The 693-nt window shown below is 31.7% G+C and carries 1 protein-coding gene; it reads right to left on the bottom strand.

All coding sequences use genetic code 11. The features are described from left to right. The coding region (locus IDG60_RS27990) for an O-antigen ligase family protein (RefSeq protein ID WP_206161052.1) at positions 1-693 on the bottom strand (693 nt) is incomplete at both ends.

The raw sequence follows: 693 nt of genomic DNA, 5'->3' as shown, positions 1-693 counted from the left end.
TATTAAATGATACTGTTAAAAAGTAAATCAGCATCGTCAACATTACAACAATTGCTGTTACATTTTTCCCAGAAATGTTAAATCTAAATAATTCAAACAGTAAATAAAGCATAAATATGATAAATAATGCACCGAATAAAATGCCCCATTCCGCAAAGATCTGCAAATATGTATTATGGGCAACAAGTAAAATACCATTAATTTGCGAGCCAATATGTACATAATCCACTAATCCGACACCAAAACCTAGTGTATATTTAATTACTAAAATGGCATTTATCCATACAACACTTCGCTCAGACCCACTATCATTTAATGATGCAAAGCCCTCTTCAAAAATAGACGCCATTCGATCTAATGACGGTACGGCATCAAGGTCGCTTAATTGGAATAAATAGTAGTTGATATTATAAAAGGTAAAACAAAGTAATATCAGCATAATCACTAACATACTCACAACACTTACCGCATTTCTACTAAATAACTTTTTAATAAAGAAATAAATGGCTAAGACGATTAATATGATAAACGCAGTCTTAGACCCCGTTGTAGTTAAAGACCATAGCAAAATACCACATGCAAGGACCTTGAATATGTAATTATGAATATACTTGTAAGCAAGTACCAATGTAATAATCTGTGTCATCGCGAAATAGTTAGGGTCATTCATTAATCCTTTTGAACGTATTTCAT

The sequence above is a fragment of the Staphylococcus sp. EG-SA-2 genome (assembly GCF_017152085.1).
This window is presented reverse-complemented; position numbering and strand designations above follow the sequence as displayed.